This is a genomic window from Neolewinella xylanilytica, assembly GCF_002934605.1.
Taxonomy (GTDB): domain Bacteria; phylum Bacteroidota; class Bacteroidia; order Chitinophagales; family Saprospiraceae; genus Neolewinella; species Neolewinella xylanilytica.
The window spans coordinates 1588732-1605500 of record NZ_PTJC01000005.1 but is presented as its reverse complement, the minus strand read 5'-3'; the positions used below and the strand labels follow the sequence as shown (position 1 = coordinate 1605500).

Genomic DNA, 16769 nt, shown 5'->3' with positions numbered 1-16769 from the left:
CTTTCACTGTCCCCCACCACGGACATATTAAACGGCAACCGGAACACGAGCGGGTCAAAGCGGATTTATAGGGTAAATCCAGGTATTGTCACATCATGATTTTTCGCCGGTGATCCCCGTTTGCCTGCCCCCGGTACTGCCGAGCTGCAAATTCTGCGTAACCATTCCTGCCAAAAACGAAGCGGCCTTCTTACGGCCTACGTTGGAAGCATTGGCAAACCAGCTGGATTTCGACGGCAGCCGGCTAGATCCATCGCTTTATGAGGTAATGGTGCTCGCTAATAATTGCACCGATGCCACCGCCGCCGTGGCGCGACGGGTAGCGGACGAATACCCCGCGGTGCCAATACACGTCATCGAAGTCGACCTTCCGGACGCCCAGGCCTGTGTGGGCGTGGCCCGGAAACTAATGATGGACGAAGCCGCCCGGCGCCTGCCGGAGGGTGGCATCATCGCCATGACGGATGCCGATACGGTCGTCGATCCTCACTGGATCGCGGCTACGCTACGGGCCTTCGGACGGGGCGCACGGGCCGTAGGGGGGCGCATACTGGTGCCGCCGAACGGTCGCCGCGACTATCGCAAGATTCACCTGCAGGACGTAACCTACCGCAGCCTCCGTGCCCTGCTGGAGTGCATGATCGACCCGAGTATTCAGGACCCCTGGCCGCGGCATTTCCAGCATTACGGCCCCAGCCTCGCGGTTTCCCGGGAAGCGTATGTTGCTAGCGGCGGTATGCCACCCCTCCGGTCCATCGAAGACGCCGCCTTCGCGTGGGCCCTCGAACGGATTGACGTGGAACCGGTGCACGATCCCGCCGTGCGGGTATATACCTCCGACCGGGTCAGCAACCGGATCGAGGGCGTCACCTTCAGCCAAAGTCTGGAGGAATGGGCTAAAATGGTAAAGGAAAACCGGCGTCCCGTAGTCTTCGGCCTGCAGCACTGCATCGATCTCTATAAGTGGAAGGTAGCTCTACGACGTGCGTTTTACGAGCGCCGGATCGGTAGCCTTCCCGCCATATTCACGCTCGCCGCATTTCTCGAGCTTTCTCCCGGCGAACTCCAGCGGACGATCGTCCAGGCAACGACCTTCGGGGCACTCTACCTGGATATACGGCAGCGGATCGAGCGTACCCACTCCTTCTCCGACCGGACCTTTGAGGTGGCTATTCAGGAACTGCGCACCTTTACGCGGAGTGGCCATCAGCCCGTTCTTTCCGCCATACGTCCAGCCGATACCGATCGGCGCGATCCGCGCGTACGCGGTAAAAGCCGGTCAGCCGTTGGTTGAAGGCCTCGTGCACTTCGTCACCCGTGAGGGGATAATCCGGAACGTAGGGGGTATAGTGGACCAGCAGCAATACGCCCCCCGGCTCCAGTGCTTTCCCGATGAGGTCGATGGCCTTTTCCAGGTCGGCCCGGCTCCAGTAATAACCTACTTCCGAAACGACCACCAGATCGAACGCCCCATCCGGGAAATCGTCGGGCACGCTCATCCGTAAAAAGGATACCGCCGGATGATCTTGCAATCGGGCACGTGCCACGTCGAGGGCTTTCGCTACCGGGTCGACGCCGACCAGCGCATCACACCGCGCCGCCAGCCCTTCACTGAGCACCCCGATGGAACTGCCGATCTCCAACGCACGCCGGTAGCGGGCATCCGGCAGGGCAGCCAGGGTAGCCGCGTATTTATCCCGCTCGTAGGCGCTGGTTTCGAAGTTCCAGGGGTCGGTTCCGTCCCGATACACCTCATCGAAGTAGGTGCTATCCAGGCTGCGGTAGCGTTTGTCCGGTGGCACGAAGTAGACCTCCCGGGGGCGTAGAAACTTGGCGATCATTTCCTCCGGCAGTTGGAAGCCGGCGGGGTCGTCGTCGATCACCCCCAGCCACTGGGAGGCGTGGGCCCGGATGGCCGCCTCCTTCACCGCTAGCTTGTTTTCGATTTCCAGCCCCCAGCCGATTACTTCTTCTTCCCGCGGCAAGTCGACGAGATTGCGGGCCTCCCACATCCAAACGGGATACTCTACCCACCGGAGTGGTTGCTCCAAGCGGTTGGCGGCGCTGCGGCAGATTTCCCACGTGGCGCGGTGGTCTTCGTGGGGATCGCGTCGCCACGGCACCACGAACGTATCCACCCCCCACGGCGCGATCAAGGCTACCAAGTCGGAAACCACCCCGGAAAAGGTGGGCTCCCACTCGGAGGGAACCTGACCGTCGGGTAAGGCGAGGAAAAACACCCGGTCCGGGCCTACACCGAGTAACGAACAGGCTTTCCGGGCCTCTTCCCGCCGCAGTGCCGCCCTGGCCTCCGGCGGAAACTTGGTGGAGTTCGGGTGGGACATGCTCCCGTCCGTCACGAACACGACCCGCACGTCCTTGCCGTAATCGCCCAGTTGGCTGATGAGGCCCCCGCACCCCAGCGACTCATCGTCGGGATGAGGAGAAAAAATTACCGTGGACTGCCAGGCAAGTAAATCGCTCGCCGGGTGGGGGGGAACCTCCGAATAGAGGCGGCGCTTAGCTTCCTCCAGCCGCTCCGGGTTCAGGTTAGGATGCTCCATCCAGAAAGTATTGACCGACCGCGCCGAGGGTAGCGTCGGGAGCTGGCTGACGTAAATACACCCGTAGATCGGCGTGCAGTCGGGCAAGGGGCTGGGGGGGGAGCATGCCGCGTGCCCCGACGCTCTGGTCGGACAACTCGAGGCATTCTTTACAGTAACCGGTAATGGCCGTCCGGACCTGATTGGCCATATTCACGATGGCGTCGGCGTCCGGTTGGCTGTCCAGCATTTCTCCTGCTCTCCGGAGCCATAGTTTGCCGCTTTCCACCCCAATCACCATCTGTCCTAATCGCATCCGCTGGTGGGGGTCTGCGGTCCGCTCCATCTGCCGAAGGTAGGTACGGGTGGCGTGCAGGATCGCCTCCGCCCCGCCGAGTTGAACGGCCGCGAAACGTACGGCTCCTCCGCTCAGGTGGGGTTGGCGGTTGTAGTCGTTCGGCTGCCCCAGCAGGTCGTCCGCTGCGAGATGGATGTCGGTAAAGTCTATCTTATGGCTGACGCTGTTCTTCATTCCGGTAGTGGTCCAGAAGGTGCGGTCCACCGGTGGCTGGTGCTTGTCCAGTGGGACGACGGCCATCTGCCAACCGCCGGCCGTATTCCCGCCCGGCGCCAGTTGCCCGGTGATAATGGGGCGCGTCACGTGAATGGATCCGCTACAAAAGGATTTGCTCCCGGAGACCCGCAAGCCGGTGGGTGCCGGATGGAAGCGGACGCCATCGGCCATTTCCGTATTCCAGACCCCGAATACGTGGCCCCGACGGGCATCCGTAAAGTAGCGCTGTCGCTGTGCCTCGGTGCCGTAAAGCGCGATTAGCTGTATAGCGTTTACGTGCCCTTCGTAGATGCGGCCTACGGAAAGATTGCCTTCCCCGATGGTTCGCAACAGCTCGAGAAGTTTCCCCCGCCCCGGGGCGGTGAGATCCAGCGGTTCGCCGGGCAGCATACAGCTTAGCAGGCCGGCGTTGGCCAGTACACCCATCTCCGATGCGGGATATCCGCCGTGGGCGAAGGTCTCCGCCGCCCACTCCTTAAACTGGTTTTTGACCCCTTGCCCGATCGCATTCGGGGAGGGAAATTCCCCGGTGTTGACATTAGCTGACATATGCCAATCAAATCCCCGCGACCCGCCCAATGTTTGCCGTTCTCGAAATTAGCCATCGCGGCCCGGTGGGTCAGAAATAGAGACGAAGTCCCTGCGCTACCGCCAACACGAGCAGGAGGCCGCTCAGCAAATAGTTGATGTTCCGGGTCACGAACCTGGCGTTTCGGTGCATCCAGTGGGCCGCCCGCGCGTAGCCCATGAAGATGACCAGGGCACCGACGCCGGCGCTCCCGGCAAAGACTATCCGGGCCAGGGCCGTGTCGTGCAGCGATCCATTGGCCAGAAACCAGCCACTGGTAGCAAAGAAATAAGGCACCGTGAGGAGGTTCATCACCGCCAGCAACGTGCCCCGCAGGAAGGGGCTTCCGCGGTAGGGCCGATCGGGCTGGGAAGCCTCCGCGACCCGGGCGCGGATACCCTTGAAGAGGAAGAAAGCCGACAGGAAAAGAAAGACCAGGATGGCACACTGCCGCAGGGCATCCACCACCAAAGCGTGGTCGTTCAGGAAGCCGGCGAAAAACACGGCGATCCCGGCCTGAAGCAGCACCGTGGTAGCCATTCCCAGGGCAAAGATGTAGGCGGTCCGACGGCCGGCCCGGAGGCTGACATTCACGCTGGTCATATTCAACATGCCCGGAAGCAAGGTCGCCCCGGCCGCGGCGGCCAGCCCAAGTAGCATGGCGTTCAAGGTTTCCACCGCCCAAAGGTAACTTTCCTCCGGTTTTGGCGCGCGTCGCCGCTACCGTTGTCGCGGTGGCAGTCCGCTTCGTGAACCCGGACCCGCGACCCGCGGCGACCGGAGAAAAATCATTGAGCACCTAGGAAAAGGTATTTATCTTCCGGGCGTACCGATCGGTAGGTCACCCGACGTTGTACAGCCACCCTTGCTGTTAGCACGGGAAACATGCGGAACCGACCGATGGCCCATCCGTGCGTTAGCACCCTGCCGTCGGTAGTAATTCTTCAGATTGTTAGATCCATATCTTTACGGTAACAAACTCTACCCCCTCCACCCTGTTATCCTCTGACATATCCCCGAAAGCCAGCTCATTGTCTGCTACTAAACCACCCTGCCTTGCGTAAACCCATGCGAATACATCCGGAAGGTCGCCGGATGTTGGCGTTACTCTTCGTCGGCCTAGGCCTGATCGTCGGCCTCGTGGCCTGGAAAGCTCCGGCTCAGTTGCCGATCGTGGCAATCGCTGCCGGTCTATTTTTCCTCACTATTCTCCAGTTTTTCCGCAATCCCCGCCGCATGGTGCCCGAGGAAGCGGACCACCTGGTTTACGCCCCGGCCGACGGAAAGGTCGTCGTCATCGAGGAGGCCTACGAACCGGAATACTTTCGCGCCAAACGGCTGCAGGTGAGCATCTTCATGTCACCGGTGAACGTGCACGTCAATCGCAACCCCGTAAGCGGACTGGTGAAGTACAATAAATATCACCCCGGAAAATACCTGGTTGCCTGGCACCCCAAAAGCAGCACGGAGAACGAACGCACCACCGTGGTCATCGACACCGGCGAAACGGAGATCCTGCTGCGACAGATCGCCGGCGCGTTGGCCAAGCGCATCAAAAACTACCTGGAGGAGGGCCAGCAGGTGGTTCAGGGAGAAGATTTCGGATTTATCAAATTCGGTAGTCGGGTTGATCTTTTCCTTCCGATCGGTACCCGCCTCCGGGTCGAGATCGGCCAGAAGGTAAAGGGCAATAAAACCGTCATCGCCGAGCTTGAATAAGGAGCATGAGAAAGCAACGCAGTAAAAAGTACGACGACAAAAGCCTCCGGGAGAAGAAGATCGACTTCCGCCGGCACTTACGTACCTACCTGGTCATGTCCGCGTTTTTCATCATCCTCAACCTCTTCACCATCGGCAGCATCGGTTGGGCCGTGTGGCCCATTCTCGGCTGGGGCATCGGTATCGCCATGCAGGCCATGAGCTTGTACGGGCCGCTTGCCGACCCCGAAGACGTCCACCCCCGCGAGGAGGAGCGGGGCACTCCCCTGCCGGACCTGGAGGACCGGATGGAGCTCAAGGAACTCGACCGGCGCCCCTACCGCGACGAAGATCTCGTATAAACGGCGGCGAAGGCCGTATCGATGCGGACCACGCCGGGGTCCCCCTCGCGGAGCCGCCGCGCCCGAAGCAGACTGTTGCGTCGGTGCTCGGCGTAGTCGGCCGTTCCCTCGATCAGCGAATTTTCCGTAATGTAGCCGTTGTCGGCCCCGGCGTGCAAAAAGCGACCGTCTCCGAGGTAAAAACCTACGTGGGTAACCCGCTCGCTGCCGTCGTCGCGGTAGTTGCCGAAAAAGAGCAAATCGCCCCGTTCCAAGCGGCTGAAGGACTCGTCCAGCGTTACCACCTCCCCCGCGTGCACCTGTTGACTGGCATCCCGCGGAATGACGTAGCCGTTGAGGTAGTAGGCGGTCTTGGTAAAGCCGCTGCAGTCCATCCCCTTCGGACTGGTGCCGCCCCACAGGTAGGGTTTGCCGGCCTGGGCGAAGGCGGTGGCCAGCACGTCGTCCACGGACACGGATGCCGGCGTCGCCAGTTGCTCGTAGGGGAGTATTTCGTCCGGGCCTACGTACCCCGTCCGCCCGTCGGGTAGCCGAATGGGTACCCGATCACCCGCCACATCGCCTATTTTTTTCACCAGGCCACCCGCCACGAGCTCCGAGACGATACCCCGATCCGTGGCATAAACGGTCGTTTGCGCCGGAGCGCAGGCAACAAGATCGCCGGAAAACCACTCAGCCAATTCCTCAGCCGAAACCCGGACCAGCGCCCCCTCCTCCAGCCAGGCGATGTACCGATCGGGCGTGCGGATCAGGAACCAGCCGTCCCGGTAGTCCAGCAGGCTTACGGGGGTGCCCATCAGCGCTTGCGATGTCAACTCGCTGGAGTGGCCCGGCTCGGTACGGATGTTGGCTACCGACACCCGGATCAGCGCGTAGCCTTCCGCCGCGGGTAGCTGCCGCACGCGGTTGACCCCTCCCGGGGTAGCGGCCACCAGGGAGTCAAGCGACGCGGCGGCCGCGGCTACGGTCGTATACCCGTCGAAGACCACGCTGTCGCCGCTGCGGATCACCGCTACCTCTACGCGATCGGTGCGGCGATCCGGTGCGTACGTGCGGCGCAATTGCCCGATGGAGGCCTCTATCGCGGCATCGGGCTCCCGGGAAGACCCAATTTCCTGACATCCAAGTAGAAAGAAGAGGAGAATTCCGCAAAAAGTTAGGTTTTCCATCTATTTAGGGCTTATTTTTGCAACTGTCCGGAACATTTCGGATGAATGTTGTTTTTTAATTATTCTGTCACGGTTTTGGAGTTGGCTACCGTATAATCTGATTTTGCTTACAATATCTATTTAGGCATTGCCTTCAACATTACCATTTGTTTTATCCATTTTCTTCCTCATTATGAATTTATTTGTTGCCCGGCTAAGCTGGGATACCGACGAAGACACGCTTCGCAATACCTTCAACGCTTACGGTGAAGTAGAGTCGGTAAAGATCATCCTTGACCGGGAAACCGGTCGCTCCCGTGGCTTCGGCTTTGTAGAAATGCCGAACGACGAAGAAGCCCAAGCTGCAATAGAAGGGCTAGACCAATCTGACCTCGACGGTCGCACTATTGTCGTCAAAGAAAACGACCGCAAAGGCGGTGGTGGTGGCGGCGGTGGCGGCTACAGCGGCGGCGGCGGTGGCGGAGGCTACCGTGGCGGCGGCGGCGGCGGCGGCGGCGGCGGTGGTTACCGCGGCGGCAGCGGCGGAGGCGGCGGCGGTGGTTACCGTGGCGGCAGCGGCGGAGGCGGCGGCGGCTATGACCGTGGCGGACGCGGCGGTGGCGGCGGCGGTTACGACCGTGGCGGACGCGGCGGCAGCGGCGGTGGCGGCGGCTATGACCGTGGCGGACGCGGCGGGGGCGGCGGCGGTTACGACCGTGGCGGCTACAGCGGCGGCGGTGGCGGAGGCTACGAGCGTGGTAGCTACGACCGTGGCACCGACAGCGGCTCCCGTTACGATCGCGGCAACCGTGGCGGCAGCTACGACCGCGGCGGCGACAAAGACTACGAAAACTACAATCGTTACGACGACCGCAACCGGCGTCCGAGCAATCGCCGCAACGACGATTACAACAACTAGTGTCTTCGGACACTCCGACTGAATAAGAAGCCCTCCGGATTTACTTCCGGGGGGCTTTTATATTTACCCGCTCCGCTAGTTTTCTTTTTCCCGTTTACCCTAACCGCCCGATCATGCACCAAATCTTTACCCTCATGCTGGTCCTTGTGGCCGGAGCCCTTGCAAACGCCCAACTTATTACGACGAATCCGGCCGCGCCGGTCGCCGACCAACCCCTCACCATAACCTTTGATGCCAGCCTCGGCACCGGCGGGCTCAACGACTGCAACTGCGACGTTTACCTGCACACCGGAGTGGTTACTTCCGAAAGCGCCACGGACGTGGAATGGCGGTATACGGCCACCACGTGGGGACAAGCCAACGAAGCATGGAAGCTCAGCCCCGTCGACGGCGCGCCCAATACCTACACCTACACCTTCAGCCCCAGTCTTCGGGAATACTTCAATGTACCCGAAGCGGAAGATATCCTGCGGCTGGCCCTGGTATTCCGGGACGCCACCGGCAACCGGGAAGGCAAAGCCACCGGTAACGCCGACATCTTCGTAGCCGTCAGCAATGGTTCCGAATTGGCCATTAATCTGGCCGGCAACCCGGGAACCCCGACCTACGCCCTCGGACGGCCACTGCCGGTGACGGTCGGTACCACTTCGGAGGCCACCATATCGCTTTACGATAACGATAGCCTGCTGACGACTACCACGGCTACGGACTTGTCCTACGACGTACGACTACTTACCCCGGGGATGCACACTATCCGGGCGGTGGCGAGCAACAACACCGAAGCAGCAGCCGATTCTTTTCGGATCAGCGGCCAACTCGTGGTGGATCTCACGGCTCCCGGTAGTTCGGTTATCCAGGCTGATCCCGGAGAAGCGTACACCATTGCAGCGACTTCCTACGTCACGGCCGATCTGGAAATTTCGGACGGCACCACCGTGATCGCCACGACCAATTCCGCTACCGTTACCGAATCGGTGACGCTACCGGAGGGTGACGTCACTACCTACACCATTACGGCTACTTACCTGGGAGCATCCGCCTACACCACCGTTACCTTCATCACCGGATCTCCGGAGGTTGCCGCGGTTCCGGATGACGCTCGTCCCGGAGCCACCCCTACGTCTGACGGGGGAATGCTATTACACCTGCGCGCGCCGCAAAAATCCGACGTATTCGTGGTGGGCAACTTCAACAATTGGTCGCCGACGGCCGCATCCCGGATGGTGCGTTCCCCCAACGACACCTCCTTCTGGCTCAAAATCGAAGCGGAAGACCTGCCGGCGGAAGACCTGCTGTACCAGTACGCCATTGACGACGACGGCCGCTTCGCGGACCCCTACAGTACCCTGGTACTCGATCCGGACGATGACCCCTTCATCCCGGAGACGACCTTTCCGGGTATCCCCCCCTACCCCTCGGAGAAGGCGGACGGGATACTCACTTGGGTCCGCCTGGATGCACCGGCGTACGACTGGACCGTTACGGACTTCGAGGCACCAGACCCGGAACGGATGGTCGTGTACGAGTTGTTGATTCGTGACTTTATCGCCGCCCACGACTACCAGACCCTGACCGATACCATCGACTACCTGGCCCGCCTGGGGGTCAACGCGATCGAACTGCTGCCCGTCACCGAATTCGAAGGGAACATCAGTTGGGGCTATAACGTGAGTTTTCACATGGCGCTGGATAAGTACTACGGGGCACCGGAAGGCCTGAAGCGGTTCGTCGACGCCGCCCACCAGCGGGGCATAGCCGTCATTCTGGACGTTGTCTATAACCATGCCTTCGGGGAGAGCCCGCTGATCGGGATGTGGCCCGGAGAACAGTCGTTCTACCCCGGACCGAATAACCCCTACGCCAACGTGACCGCCCGCCATCCCTTCAATGTAGGCAGCGACCTGAACCACGAAAGCGCGTTGACCCGGGAGTACGTGAAGACCACCCTGGCCTACTGGCTGCGGGAATTCCACGTGGATGGTTTCCGTTTCGACCTGAGTAAAGGCTTCACCCAGAATGTAAGTACCGACATCCCCGGTTGGAATGCCTACGATGCGTCCCGCGTCGCGATTATCAAGGAGTACGCCGACCAGGTCTGGTCGGTGGATCCCGAAGCCTACGTCATCATGGAGCACCTCGGGGAAAGCCGGGAGGAGAACGAACTGGCGCAGTACGGCAAGGGAATGTACTTCTGGTCGGGCGGCCAACCCCACGACGCCTACCTGGAGGGTGCGATGGGCTATAACGAGGACAGCAAATCCGATTTCGCCTCCGCCCTGGCCGACAACCGGGGCTTCGAACAGCCTAGCCTGCTTGCCTACATGGAAAGCCACGACGAGGAGCGCATGGTCTACAAAAACGTGCAGTTCGGCAACGGCAGCGGGAGCTACGACATCACCGAACTGCCTACGGCGCTCGACCGAGCGGAACTCGCTTCCGCCTTCTTTTATAGCCTGCCCGGCCCGAAGATGCTGTGGCAGTTCGGTGAACTCGGCTACGACTACCCAATCAATTACTGCGAGGACGGTACCGTCAGCGAGCCCTGCCGGACCGGCCCGAAGCCCATCGTTTGGGAGTACCGGGACGATCCGAACCGACAGGACCTGTACCACACGATCGCGGACCTACTGTACGTCCGTAATAACTACGATTACTTCCACGGGGAGGTGACCTCCGCCAGTTTTGCCGGGGAAACCAAATACGTCCACCTCAGTAGTGCCGATGGCGCGGCGGCGGTGATCGGTAATTTCGGCGTAACAAGCAGAACGGTAGCCAATCCGTTCCCAAGGGCGGGCACCTGGTACGATTACTTCGGCGGACAAACCTTGGAAGTAATCGATCCAGCCGCAGCGATCGAGCTCGCGCCGGGGGAATACCACCTGTACCTGTCGCAGGACGTGGCCCGGGACGGTGGTCGGCTCACCGCTACCAACGACCTTGCGGTCGACCGTTTCCGCTTCACCCTCAGTCCGAACCCGACGGCGGGGCAAGTAGTGACTACGTTCACGCTAGAGGGTGCCTCCCCGGTGAACGTACGGTTGCTCGACCTGATGGGCCGGCCGGTCCGTAACCTTTACGACGGACAACTAAGCGCCGGCCCGCAGCGGTTGGAAAGCGCTTTGGGGGATCTCCCCGCCGGAACGTATTTTATTCAAATCCGCGCGGAAGGCACTTCCGCGGTCAATGCGTTGTTACTACAATAAACCCACGCGTTGTCAATGTCGGTCAGGCCGTTTGTTATCCGAATGGCCGCTGATCGCCTGTTGTCTTTTCATTACTCGAATTAGCTATTGTCCACTATGTCTGAACGTTCCTACTACGTCATTACCCTGAAGTCTAAAATGCGGTTCGTTGCCGCGCTTGGAGAGGGAGCAACTGAAATTCCAGACATGGTGCGGCTTGCTCCGGTGCTGCTGGACCGGCAGCTGCTGATTCATCCCTCCGCCATCGAGGCCATGGCTCCCTGTACCGAGCAGGAGGCCCGGAAGTCCGCCAAAAGCCTGAACGGCAAGAGCATGTTCCACCGGTACTTCGGGGAAGTTCCCATTCGGATGAAGATGTAAGGGACGTTCCGTCCGAAGGCATCCTCGGTTTAAATTAGGGGGTCCCCCTCCCACCTTCCAGAGCTTCGCCGTGGCAGTGGGCAACGGAATACGTTAATTGTCAGGAGCGGCAACAACCAGGCGGTAGGTTCCGTGCGTATTGTGTGTGGGGGGGCGTAGCCGGCCGATTTCCCCCGCACCGATTTATCCACCAGCACACAAGCCTTCCAGCATGACGGAATACCCGCTATCCGCTCTATCCCTAACCTCTCTTATCCGAACCGCCATATGCTGCCTGTGGGCCGTAAGCTCCTACCCGACGCTTACGGCCCAGGATGCGAATCGAAGGGGTTTGCATGCCGGGGATCTGGTTGCGATGACGGTAGCGACTAACCTGCTCGGTCAGTCCGTCGACAATTTTTCGCTTGCCGGGGCCGCGAGTCCGGTCGACCCGGGAAGTCCTTCCGAAGTCATTACCTCCGAAGGAAAACAGGAGGTAGACGTTACCGAAGCGTATTTACGCGCGCTGGACCCCGACGAGGAGATCCTGATTATCCTGCGGCAAAAAGTATACCTCCGGGAGGACCTGGAGCTCTCCGACCGCATTAACTTCACTTTCCAGGAAGGGCCGGGGCAGTTCCAGTTGCTGGACAACGCGGTCGACCTTACCATAAATGGAGCGGTGAACGCCCCGTTTAAGGAGATTTTTATCGGAGAGGGGCACGTTCATCTGGGCAAAAAATACGCGAAGGTAGACTGGTTCGGTTCCAAACCGGATGCGGTATTCGACTCCTCCGACCTGGAGCTAAAAAGTTACGGAACGAAGAGCTACCACGGATACCGCAAGGCGCTGGCCGCGGTCAAGGGGAAGGGCCGCATAGAGTTCGGATACGGGGGCTACGCCATGGTCGATACCACGGATGGGGTCCGTACCCTCTTCGGTCGGGAGCGGGGCAAACACCGGGTGAGCAAAGGAGCCCTCACGCTGCACTTGCGCTACGAGAACAGCGAGGACGTACTCTACGACAGTATTGAGGTGTACGGCCAGGGGATGGGAAAAACCTACCTCCTCTGTGAGCGCTACAACGCCGATGGTTTTCAGCCCGGAGGCATTGAGTACAGTCCGGCACGGTCGCTCGGGTGGACCGACTCCGACTCGAACCTGGAGTTCCAGGCCACCTTTACGGACCAGGTCAACGCCGGGCAGAACTACCTGGACTTGAAGGACGCGTCCATGGCGGGGATTTTCAAGTCGGGCCAGACGGTGTTTGCCCGCAACGGCGGGATGGGCTTCGACGTCGACGGCGGCCAGTTCAACGTGGTGCGGGAGATTCGGGGTGCCCGGATCATCTTCGAGTATCCGTTTCAACGAGACCTGAGCGTGGAGAATGCGAGCAGCATTGGCGGACTAAGTGCCTTTACGATGCCTGTGGAGGGCCGGACCGTGCAGGTTCAGTTCAACCGAGACCCCGGTTTCGCCAGTCGAAAAGCGCCGGGCGGGCCCGATAAGACCTTCTCATACGGCAACAACTTGTTCCGACTGGTATCGGACGACGGGAATAACACCTACACCATCGAGAACGTAGCGGGAAAATTCAATGACCCGGCGGGTACCAGGTATGCGGAAAACGAGCTACGGGTGATGAAGAGCCGGACCCTGTTCCTGGCAACCCGGACGCTGCGCGGCGGCTGGGTGCGGGATATGTCTGTCCGGGCCAACTACAATGCCTTTACCGTATCCAATTTGGTGGACTGCGGAGCGGAGCGCGTCCATATGCTGTACAAAGCGAACGAGAAAGGCGGGCTGACCCTGAACGGCGACGGCGGCCTGAACTTTCGGATGAAAGACTGCGTGATCGAGGCCGCGCCGGGTCAGTGGGTCGGCTCACAAATCGCCCGCAGCATGACCAATTTCGTGAGTACGGGGACCCGCTGGATCAACATCAAACACGCCATCATTGAATTTTCGGAGGGAACGAAGTTTATCGGTGACTACTTCTTCTTCGACGCAAAAAATACGGAGCGGGCTTCCCCGATGGGTGGAAACCAACCCATCGGGGTGATGTCAGTCGGCCTGACTACCGGCAATACCCTCTTCCGCGACTGCGAATTCGTACAGATGGGCGGGGATGGCGTGATCCTGAATAATGACATCAACCAATGGTCGGCGACCGCGGGGGGAAGAGTAACGATAGAGGATTGCACCATGTCCGCGATCGATGTGGATGCGCTGATCAGTATCAAATCGCCGGGCTTGTTCATCAACGGCTTGCGGGGTAGCGGGGTGGTCTCGTCCATCTTCGGTGCGACCGGATCGGGTCCGGAGGAGACCGACCTGACGAGCGTGAGCGGCGTGGGCCAGAACGGGGAGACGGCCTTTACCATTGGCGGAGTATCGAAAATCAACGACTTCGAGTTTATCGGAAACTTCGACCAGGTTTTCCGGAGCCCGCCCCAATCGTTGCTCATGCGCAACAGCCTCGCGGTGTGGCAGGGGGGCAGGTCGGACGACATCGACGATCGCCGCATATCCCACGGGGCGCTGGTTACCGGGGCGGGCGACGCCGGGCGGACCAATTTCCGTACGGACGTGGAAATGGAAATCCACGGTATGCCGATCGTGACCAACGTGCCGGGCTTTAAATTCGATGCGGCGATGAATCCCCTCGATAAGTTCGAGTTCACCCTGGTGCGGCCAAAGCTGTACTACAAAGTCAGTAACAACGAGTACCGTTTTGACGGGGTGGGCCCCAACCAGGTCGTTACCTACGACGCCAGCAGCCAGTAGGGAGTGGTACGGGCCGGAGAGAGGCAATCATCCGGATCTCTCGGGGTCCTCTACCCTAACGACACCGGAATAACTCTCTACGCTCCTTTAGGACGGCGCAGCATGCATCGCGCGATTCCCTTTTCTATAAGCGAGCGCAGCCGGAGTCGGTAGTTGACCCGCTCCTGCTTCGGTTGATAAAAATGAAAAGACTTACCAACAAGCGGATTAACCTCCGAACTATCCCCGAACCGAGCGCGTTTACCCTCAGAAGGTCAGTGAATCGAAAGAGGAGCTGAGTCCCAACGGGGGCGTACCGGAATCGACAGGGAAGTAAGCTTTGTAGTAAGCATGCCGGAGCATGATTGGTTACTCCGTAAAAAATAACGATCCAACCCTTAGTTGGCACTCCCAGCTATGCCATGGCAGCCTAAACTCAGTTTAGCTGTCTAAATGTGCCGTGTAGTTGACGCCTGATACACACTGCGCCGCATATCATCACCCCCTCGGGCTGGCTCATGATCCTAATCCGAATCGTGAGCGAGATTAAGGATTTAAGGCACCGAATGAGTGGGTTACCATACTTACCCGGTGCTCGAAAATTCGATTGGTAAATAAGCATGTAGAAAGCTGCCTTGCGCTTTCGCTGGACGCGAGTTCGAATCTCGCCGCCTCCACTTCACCCGTAGTTAGTTGTACATCAGTCAGTTACGAACTCGTTATCTGGCTACGACTGACTACGGGTATTTTTATGCTCCTACGTGAGGTAATTCTCCGGCTCTGCTTACCCAACCGGGTGGTGATCCATATCCGGGCAAGTCATTACAACAGTCCCCCCCTCCCCTTAGCAGCCGAAACATACGCGGCCGATTCTCACCTCGGGTGGGAACGCATTCGTTTTTACGTTAATGATAAGCGCGCCAAAAGCAAAACCCATCCCAGCAAAGATGCTGATCGGTAGGTATAGAGCCACTACATAGGCCGCCCGGCACTACCCCCCTTACTTCACCCGCGTCCGGAACATCTCCTTCTTTCCCTCTTTGGTATAGAGGTGGCCGATGAGCTCGTCACCGACCTGCAAGCCCCCTACCCCTTCCGGTGTACCGGTGAAGAGCAGGTCGCCCTTCTGTAGTCGGAAATACTGGCTGGTGTAGCAGATCAACTCGGTGAGGGGAAAAATCATATTGCGGCTGTGGCCGTGCTGCACTTCTTCCCCGTTCTTTTCCAGGGTGAATTCGATATCGTTGAGGTCACTGAAATCCTTGGGTGGGTAAAATTCGGGCGAAAGCGGAGCCGAATGGTCGAAAGCCTTGGCAACCTCCCAGGGATGGCCGTTTTCCTTGCAGTGTTGCTGTAGGTCGCGGGCGGTGAGATCCAGCCCCAGGCCGATGCTTTCGACGTAGTCCAGGGCGAATTGGGGTTCGACGTGGCGGCCGTTCTTCGCGATCCGGACGACCAGTTCCACTTCGTAGTGGATATCCTTGCTAAATTCCGGGTAGTAGAAGGGTTTGTTGTTGGGCAGAATAGCGGAACCTGGCTTCATGAACACAATAGGCCGCTCGGGGCGGGCGTTGCCGAGTTCGGCGGCGTGGGCGGCATAGTTCCGGCCGATGCATATGATTTTCATGGGTGGTGGGTTTGGACGTTAAACATAGATGATCAGGGCCGCGTCACCAGGCTTTCGCGATGGGTTTCCAGTCCGTGGCGGAAAGGTTGCTAGCGATTCGGGCCGCGATATCCTCCGTAGCGGCGGGTTGAAACGTTTTCCCGGTGATGAGTTCGAAAAGCTCGGTGTAGCGGGCGGTGATGCGCTCGACAAACTCGTCGGGCATCTCCGGCATCGTTTGGCCTGCGAGGCCGCGAAAGTCGTGCTCCATGAGCCATTCCCGAACGAACTCCTTGCTGAGCTGCTTTTGGTGCTCCCCCCGGGCCTGCCGGTCGGCGTAACCCTCGGCGTAAAAGTAGCGGCTGGAATCGGGGGTATGGATTTCATCGATGAGGTAGATCTCGCCGTCCGCAATGCCGAATTCGTACTTGGTGTCAACGAGGATCAATCCGCGCTCGGCGGCCATGGCCGTACCCCGGGCAAAGAGACGGCGGGTATAGTTTTCCAATTTCCGGTAGACGTCGGGTGCGACGATACCCCGTTCCAGGATTGCTTCCCGGCTGATGTCTTCGTCGTGCCCTTCCTCGGCCTTCGTGGCGGGGGTAATGATGGGTTCGGGAAAGGCATCGGCTTCCTTCATGCCCTCGGGCATCGGCACGCCGCAGAGTTCCCGTTTGCCGGCCTGGTACTCCCGCCATCCGTGTCCGACGAGGTAGCCCCGGATGACCATCTCGATGGGCACCGGCTGACAGGCCTTGCCGATGGCTACGTTGGGATCCGGGTTGCTTTCCAGCCAGTTGGGGCAGATGTCGCGGGTAGCCTCCAAAAAATGGGCGGCGATCTGGTTAAGAATCTGTCCCTTGTGGGGGATGGCGCGCGGCAGTACGTGGTCGAAGGCGCTGATGCGATCGCTGGCGACCATCAGCAATTGTCCGTCCCGCCGGTAGACGTCTCTGACCTTGCCCCGATACAGCGTGGCCGGCGGATCGAAGGAAAAATTAGTTTCGCGGAGGGCATTGGCCATGGGGGAATATTTTGGGCA

Annotated in this window: 13 protein-coding genes and 1 other RNA gene; 8 read left to right on the top strand and 6 right to left on the bottom strand. The window is 59.8% G+C overall.

The genetic code is table 11. The annotated features are described in order from the left end of the window. Positions 1–85: 85 nt before the first annotated feature. The gene (locus CLV84_RS06340) at positions 86–1294 is read left to right on the top strand and encodes a glycosyltransferase (protein WP_170067593.1); all 1209 of its coding nucleotides are present in this window, start codon (positions 86–88) and stop codon (positions 1292–1294) included. Here CLV84_RS06340 and CLV84_RS06335 read toward each other — a convergent pair. The 3 genes from CLV84_RS06335 to CLV84_RS06325 all read right to left on the bottom strand — a co-directional run bounded on the left by CLV84_RS06335 (position 1191) and on the right by CLV84_RS06325 (position 4345). Continuing rightward, positions 1191–2564: a bifunctional PIG-L family deacetylase/class I SAM-dependent methyltransferase gene (locus CLV84_RS06335; RefSeq protein WP_104418877.1), complete on the bottom strand. Its 1374-nt coding sequence runs from the start codon at positions 2562–2564 to the stop codon at positions 1191–1193. The two genes, CLV84_RS06340 and CLV84_RS06335, sit on opposite strands and share 104 nt — an antisense overlap. Beyond that, positions 2551–3666 (bottom strand): acyl-CoA dehydrogenase family protein, encoded by a 1116-nt coding sequence (locus tag CLV84_RS06330; protein WP_104418876.1) that lies wholly within the window; start codon positions 3664–3666, stop codon positions 2551–2553. Before CLV84_RS06330 ends, CLV84_RS06335 begins: the two co-directional genes overlap by 14 nt. A 70-nt stretch (positions 3667–3736) precedes the next feature. Next, complete coding sequence (locus tag CLV84_RS06325; protein ID WP_146088737.1) at positions 3737–4345, bottom strand: LysE family transporter; 609 nt, start codon at positions 4343–4345, stop codon at positions 3737–3739. A gap of 408 nt (positions 4346–4753) precedes the next feature. Between CLV84_RS06325 and CLV84_RS06320 the strand changes: the two genes are divergently transcribed. Both CLV84_RS06320 and CLV84_RS06315 read left to right on the top strand, forming a co-directional pair. Beyond that, positions 4754–5404 (top strand): phosphatidylserine decarboxylase family protein, encoded by a 651-nt coding sequence (locus CLV84_RS06320; protein WP_104418874.1) that lies wholly within the window; start codon positions 4754–4756, stop codon positions 5402–5404. Positions 5405–5409: 5 nt separating this feature from the next. Next, positions 5410–5745, top strand: a complete 336-nt coding sequence (locus CLV84_RS06315; protein WP_104418873.1) for a 2TM domain-containing protein — start codon at positions 5410–5412, stop codon at positions 5743–5745. On the opposite strand, the gene CLV84_RS06310 is transcribed toward CLV84_RS06315, so the two are convergent. Further along, positions 5721–6914 carry a C40 family peptidase gene (locus CLV84_RS06310; RefSeq protein ID WP_104418872.1) on the bottom strand — a complete coding sequence of 398 codons (1194 nt, stop codon included), beginning with the start codon at positions 6912–6914 and terminating at the stop codon, positions 5721–5723. The two genes, CLV84_RS06315 and CLV84_RS06310, sit on opposite strands and share 25 nt — an antisense overlap. A gap of 172 nt (positions 6915–7086) precedes the next feature. Between CLV84_RS06310 and CLV84_RS06305 the strand changes: the two genes are divergently transcribed. The 5 genes from CLV84_RS06305 to ssrA all read left to right on the top strand — a co-directional run bounded on the left by CLV84_RS06305 (position 7087) and on the right by ssrA (position 14801). Then, the gene (locus CLV84_RS06305) at positions 7087–7812 is read left to right on the top strand and encodes an RNA recognition motif domain-containing protein (RefSeq protein WP_104418871.1); all 726 of its coding nucleotides are present in this window, start codon (positions 7087–7089) and stop codon (positions 7810–7812) included. Positions 7813–7925: 113 nt separating this feature from the next. Beyond that, the gene (locus CLV84_RS06300; RefSeq protein ID WP_104418870.1) at positions 7926–11015 is read left to right on the top strand and encodes a DUF4961 domain-containing protein; all 3090 of its coding nucleotides are present in this window, start codon (positions 7926–7928) and stop codon (positions 11013–11015) included. 96 nt (positions 11016–11111) lie between these two features. Then, on the top strand, positions 11112–11375 hold the full coding sequence (locus tag CLV84_RS06295) for a hypothetical protein (RefSeq protein WP_104418869.1): 264 nt from the start codon (positions 11112–11114) through the stop codon (positions 11373–11375). 355 nt (positions 11376–11730) lie between these two features. Then, positions 11731–14142 carry a hypothetical protein gene (locus tag CLV84_RS06290; RefSeq protein WP_104418868.1) on the top strand — a complete coding sequence of 804 codons (2412 nt, stop codon included), beginning with the start codon at positions 11731–11733 and terminating at the stop codon, positions 14140–14142. Positions 14143–14428: 286 nt separating this feature from the next. Beyond that, positions 14429–14801: a transfer-messenger RNA gene (ssrA, locus tag CLV84_RS06285) on the top strand. Positions 14802–15121: 320 nt separating this feature from the next. Here ssrA and CLV84_RS06275 read toward each other — a convergent pair. Both CLV84_RS06275 and CLV84_RS06270 read right to left on the bottom strand, forming a co-directional pair. Then, a complete protein-coding gene (locus CLV84_RS06275) occupies positions 15122–15748 on the bottom strand; it encodes a fumarylacetoacetate hydrolase family protein (protein WP_104418866.1) in 627 nt (208 codons plus the stop codon). Between the two features lie 43 nt (positions 15749–15791). Next, a complete protein-coding gene (locus CLV84_RS06270; RefSeq protein ID WP_104418865.1) occupies positions 15792–16751 on the bottom strand; it encodes a phosphoribosylaminoimidazolesuccinocarboxamide synthase in 960 nt (319 codons plus the stop codon). Positions 16752–16769 lie beyond the last annotated feature (18 nt).

Coding starts and splice junctions, on each gene's coding strand:
- CLV84_RS06275 (WP_104418866.1), bottom strand. CDS start 15,748: ATGAAAATCATATGCATCGGCCGGAACTATGCCGCCCACGCCGCCGAA.
- CLV84_RS06335 (WP_104418877.1), bottom strand. CDS start 2,564: ATGGAGCATCCTAACCTGAACCCGGAGCGGCTGGAGGAAGCTAAGCGC.
- CLV84_RS06305 (WP_104418871.1), top strand. CDS start 7,087: ATGAATTTATTTGTTGCCCGGCTAAGCTGGGATACCGACGAAGACACG.
- CLV84_RS06270 (WP_104418865.1), bottom strand. CDS start 16,751: ATGGCCAATGCCCTCCGCGAAACTAATTTTTCCTTCGATCCGCCGGCC.
- CLV84_RS06325 (WP_146088737.1), bottom strand. CDS start 4,345: ATGCTACTTGGGCTGGCCGCCGCGGCCGGGGCGACCTTGCTTCCGGGC.
- CLV84_RS06300 (WP_104418870.1), top strand. CDS start 7,926: ATGCACCAAATCTTTACCCTCATGCTGGTCCTTGTGGCCGGAGCCCTT.
- CLV84_RS06310 (WP_104418872.1), bottom strand. CDS start 6,914: ATGGAAAACCTAACTTTTTGCGGAATTCTCCTCTTCTTTCTACTTGGA.
- CLV84_RS06315 (WP_104418873.1), top strand. CDS start 5,410: ATGAGAAAGCAACGCAGTAAAAAGTACGACGACAAAAGCCTCCGGGAG.
- CLV84_RS06320 (WP_104418874.1), top strand. CDS start 4,754: ATGCGAATACATCCGGAAGGTCGCCGGATGTTGGCGTTACTCTTCGTC.
- CLV84_RS06295 (WP_104418869.1), top strand. CDS start 11,112: ATGTCTGAACGTTCCTACTACGTCATTACCCTGAAGTCTAAAATGCGG.
- CLV84_RS06330 (WP_104418876.1), bottom strand. CDS start 3,666: ATGTCAGCTAATGTCAACACCGGGGAATTTCCCTCCCCGAATGCGATC.
- CLV84_RS06290 (WP_104418868.1), top strand. CDS start 11,731: ATGACGGTAGCGACTAACCTGCTCGGTCAGTCCGTCGACAATTTTTCG.